Source organism: Planktotalea frisia (assembly GCF_001890925.1).
Lineage (GTDB): Bacteria > Pseudomonadota > Alphaproteobacteria > Rhodobacterales > Rhodobacteraceae > Planktotalea > Planktotalea frisia.
In genome coordinates this window covers 1-4,677 of sequence record NZ_MLCB01000074.1, presented here as the reverse complement: position 1 = coordinate 4,677, position 4,677 = coordinate 1, and the positions used below count along the sequence as shown (strand labels likewise).

Genomic DNA, 4,677 nt, shown 5'->3' with positions numbered 1-4,677 from the left:
TCGATGGTTGAGCAAACTCTACATTAAACTGAGGGAAGTTTCGGGGGGCAGGTCAAGCGCAGTAAGAAGAAGCGTCATATGCGTCACCCTACCCCCACCCGATAGCTGATCACTTCGCACCCAGCCGACCTCAGCCGCGTTATGCACCAACGATTGGTTCGTGAATACGTGCCGTTCGCTTCGGCTTGTCTGAACTCACACAACGCGGGACTTAAACGAAGCAGCCGTTCGGTATTCTTTCTTGAATGGCCGCTTTGTTGCCAACCCGCACTTCAAAGCAAACCATCTGAGTATAAAGCCCTACTGCTTAGTTCCGGCTCAAGAATTGGCGCACTCGGGGGCGTTCTCGAATGCCAAGACTCCCTATTGAACTACCACTCTTGCTTCAAAAAGGAAGGTCGCGAGGGCGGCTTCAAGGTCTGAGATCGATGATTGGTCGTCTTCCGGCAGAGCCACCGTGACACGCATACCGCGGGTTCCACCAGCGACAACGTCAACGCTCGCGTTGGTTAGGCCCATTTCACCCTGCACCAGATCACTGATCCGCCTTTTGGCGGCATCGCACCGCAGGCTTGGTTTGTAAATCTTGCCAACGGTGGTTAGCGGAATGGCGTCAACAACATGAATAAGCTTGGGCCATGCAGGGCGTTCGTCGATGGCGCTTTGGGCGTGTTTTTGAAGATCTTCGATGCTCACATCAGCATCTGGAAGGAGTTCTACAAAACAGACAGGTAGCTCTCCAGCGTAGGCGTCGGGCATGCCAACCGCTGCGGCCAGTGCCACAGCAGGGTGGGTGCTCATGACATTCTCGATCATAGCCGGGTCAATGTTGTGCCCGCTGCGAATGATGAGATCTTTGGAACGGCCCGCAATGTAGACGCAGCCTTGCTCATCTTTGTAGCCAAGATCACCCGAGTTCAGTCGGCCATCATCAAAAACGCCTGCGTTGTGTTTTGGGTCGCGATAACCGGGCGAGATGTGATCACCCGAGATCGCAATCACGCCGATCTCGTCAGTCGCGCAAGGTTCCCCAAGGCTTCCGTCATCGTTCAGGCGCAAAATCTCAACCTTGGTGTAGGGCAGTTGCCAGCCAACCGAGCCGACGGTGCCGGGGCCAGAAAGCGGATCAATACTGACTAGCCCTGAGGCCTCCGTCATCCCGAAAATTTCGTGGAGGTGGCATCCGGTTACTTCCTTGAAGCGCGCGCCAACCGCGGGCGGCAGCAAGGCCGCGCCTGTCAGGCCAGTGCGCATCGAGCTAATGTCATTTTCCCCAACAGGAATTTGCAAGATCGCGCCGATAGCCGTTGGGACACCGCCCACCACAGTAACTTTGTGATCGGCAACCAAACGCCAGAACCCTTCGACAATTGCTGGATTACGCAGTCCGGCTGGCGTCATTACGACAAGCTCGACGCCCGCCATGAACGCGCTTAGGCCCGCAACGATCGTGCCTGCGACGTGAAACAGCGGCAGCGTTGCAGTCATGATATCGTCGGAGGTATATCCGCACATGGCAGCTCCGCCGAAGGCCGAAACAAGCTGACTGCGATGGGTGTGCGCGACAAGTTTTGGAACACCCGTCGTGCCGCCTGTGTGAAAATACGCAGCGACATCATCACCTCCGCGGGGCTCACCAAAGATCAGACAATCATCGGGTTGTTCGGCGATAGCTGTGCCAAGATCAATCACGCCGTCTTCGGGGGGCGTTCCGGGAGGAGAAACGCGCACCAAGATCAGGTCGGGGATCTGTTCGCGCAGTTCCAACGCCTTCTCCCAGATGCCGAGCTGCGGATGCGGGCCGAGCGCGACAAGGATCTTCGCCTCTGACGCTTTGATCAGTTCGACGATGCTGTCGGGTTGCAACAGAAAGTTGATCGGCACCGCGTAGCCTGCTGTTTCGGCAGCCCAGAGTGTCACGTAAGTTTCTGTGAGAGAGGGCAACATGTAGGCGACACCCGGAGCGGGGCCAGCGAGCGAAGAGAACAAGTTGGCGGTCTGTGTGATCATCCCCAAAACCTGGCTGTAGTTGGTGCGACGGGGCTGTTCATCGGCCGCGCCTGTCATCAACATGGTGATCGCAGTCGATGTCGGGTTCTGCGCGGCGCTGGCCTTGAACGCATCGTAGATGCTGCGTTCAGGCAAGCGCTGCTCAAGTGTCATGTCCGCCTCAAAACGCTTAAGGTCATCACGTGTCCGGATCGTTCCCTCACCAAAAGTCGCCATCTTCGTCACTCCCAAATTCGTTTGCTGTTCTGTTCGTTGTGGTCAGGCTGGCCTGCGCTGTTCAAATGCAGGCCAATAGTGAGCTTAGGAATTGCTGACTTTGACAACGACTTTGCCGAAGTTCCGGCCTTCAAGAAGCCCGTTGAAGGCGTCTGGCGCATACTCTAATCCTTCGATCACTTGTTCGCGATACTTGATTTTTCCGGTCTCAATCCAGCCCGTCATTTCTTTGGCAAACTCTGGATATTGGCTGGGGAAACTGTCCCAGACGATGAAACCCTCAACCTTGACCTTTTTCACCAAGAAAGCCCCCAGTATCGCACCCGAGCGGTCCGGCCCTTCAGGAAGGCTAGTTGCGTTGTATTGAGACACCAATCCGCAAAGAGGAACACGGGCGAACGGGTTCAGAAGCGGCAGAACGGCAGCAAACACCGCGCCGCCGACGTTTTCAAAATAGACATCGATACCATCAGGACAGGCCGCCTTTAGTTGCGCATCGAAGTCCGGAGCGTTGCGGTCGATGCAGGCGTCAAAGCCCAGCTCGTTTACCGCATGGGCGCATTTTTCAGCTCCCCCTGCAATACCGACGGCACGGCAGCCTTTGATCTTGGCGATCTGTCCTACAGTTGCGCCAACGGGGCCAGTTGCTGCTGCTGTCACGACTGTTTCACCGGCTTTCGGCTCGCCGATAAGAAGCAGGCCGCAATAGGCCGTAAAGCCGGGCATGCCCATTATTCCGAGCGCCCAAGACGGGTGCGCCGGATCAGTTCCCATGTTGGTGACGCCGACCCCATCTGAGACCGCATAATCCTGCCAGCCACTAAAGCTGAGCACCCAGTCGCCAACAGCAAACCCTTTGACGTCTGATGTAACAACACGCGCGACGGTACCACCGACCATCGGTGAGCCGATGGCCACCGGATCGGCATAAGACTTAGAGTCATTCATCCGGCCGCGCATGTAAGGATCGAGCGAAAGATACTCTATCCGTAGCAGCATTTCGCCAGCACCAGCAACGGGCACATCTGAGGTATCAAGGCGTAGGGTGTCCGCGTTTGGCGCGCCAACGGGGCGCTTTGCAAGGACGATCTGGCGATTGGTGTCAGTGAGTTGTGTCATGAGTATCTCTTTTCAAGATGCAAGTTTCAGGTGCAGTCGAACATCGACGTTGCCGTGCAATGCGTTGGAATATGGTCAGACCTTGTGAGCCGCTTCGAGCAGCGCATGGGCGTCGGCTTCCGGCAGGCCTGCGATGTTTGCGTAGAGGTCAACGTCGAGCCCGTAGCCGCCGCTTTCGAGTTGCGCGAGGCCCACTTCGATTGTCGTTGAACTCGCAGTCGGGGCCAGCTTCATGCGCTGTGCCGCCAATAGCATCGCGTTGTCAAAACACGCGCTATAGCCAATTGCGAACAGCTGCTCGGGGTTAACGCCTTCGCGTTTGCTGCCGGGCGGCACGATGTTGACTTCAAAACTGTCGTCATCAAGTTTGCTGACGCCTGAGCGTCCGCCAGTCGCTGTAGCGCTGGTTTTATAAAGAATTTTCATATCATGTCCTTTGTGTGTTGGTGCGGCTTAGGCAGCATGAGTTCGGTTGTTGCCATCGCGTTCAAAAACGGGTCGCGATTGCGCGACAGCTTCGCCACCAGGCTCGCGCCCAGCCACATTTCATAGAGCGCTGCGCCGAGCAGGTCGGGCTCAACGGTTTGGGAAATCGAATTGTCGGCCTGACCCTCGGCAATCGCTTCAGACAGGCGCATTCCGATCTGGCGTGTTCCATCTTCAAGGATTTCACGCATCTCGTCGGATACATCTGAAATCTCAGCGCCAATCTTGACGATAAGGCACTGCACACAAGCGTCGCCAGACGTTTGCGAACTGGTCCACAGTGACCAATACTGCATCAGTCGCGTTCGCGCGTCGGGGCCTTTAGTGGTCAGTATTTCGTCGAGGCGTGACATGTATTGCGACATGTATTGCTCGAGCAAATTGCAACCAAAATCTTCTTTCGAGGAGAAGTAGTGGTAGAACGACCCTTTGGGAACCGAGGCCGTTTTTAGAAGCTCGTTCAACCCCATACCCGCGAAGCCCCGTTGCGCGACAAGGCCGCGGCCTGTGGCAAGAATGTGGTCTCTGGTGGAATCGGTGCGTGTTTGCATCAGGCTTGATACATTCATATTAGACCAGTCGTCTAGTTTTTTGTGAAGATTGTAGATCAATCTAATTTCACAGTTCCACCCCTTGGATCTAATGAGAGGTGATCCAAATGTCTTGCTGAGGCAGTTTTTTGAAACAGGAAACACTCACTCAATTCTAGATAGTGAACTGCGGTCCCAATTTGTCCCCCTTCAAAGTGTAGCTTCAATAGAATAACCCGAAATTGGGCTCTTGAAGCCCCTTAGGCTCAGGACCCATTAATTGCCTTGATGCTGGTTTGTCGTCATGATTCACGAA

General features: G+C 55.4%; 4 protein-coding genes. All 4 read right to left on the bottom strand.

Going from position 1 to position 4,677, the window contains the following annotated elements:
* Positions 1-363: 363 nt before the first annotated feature.
* A complete protein-coding gene (locus PFRI_RS04335; protein ID WP_072629515.1) occupies positions 364-2,226 on the bottom strand; it encodes an AMP-binding protein in 1,863 nt (620 codons plus the stop codon).
* An 84-nt stretch (positions 2,227-2,310) separates the two neighbouring features.
* Positions 2,311-3,345, bottom strand: a complete 1,035-nt coding sequence (locus PFRI_RS04330; RefSeq protein WP_072629514.1) for an NADPH-dependent curcumin/dihydrocurcumin reductase — start codon at positions 3,343-3,345, stop codon at positions 2,311-2,313.
* A gap of 75 nt (positions 3,346-3,420) precedes the next feature.
* Positions 3,421-3,771 (bottom strand): Ohr family peroxiredoxin, encoded by a 351-nt coding sequence (locus tag PFRI_RS04325; RefSeq protein ID WP_072629513.1) that lies wholly within the window; start codon positions 3,769-3,771, stop codon positions 3,421-3,423.
* Complete coding sequence (locus tag PFRI_RS04320) at positions 3,768-4,382, bottom strand: TetR/AcrR family transcriptional regulator (protein WP_072629516.1); 615 nt, start codon at positions 4,380-4,382, stop codon at positions 3,768-3,770. Before PFRI_RS04320 ends, PFRI_RS04325 begins: the two co-directional genes overlap by 4 nt.
* Between the last annotated feature and the right edge of the window lie 295 nt (positions 4,383-4,677).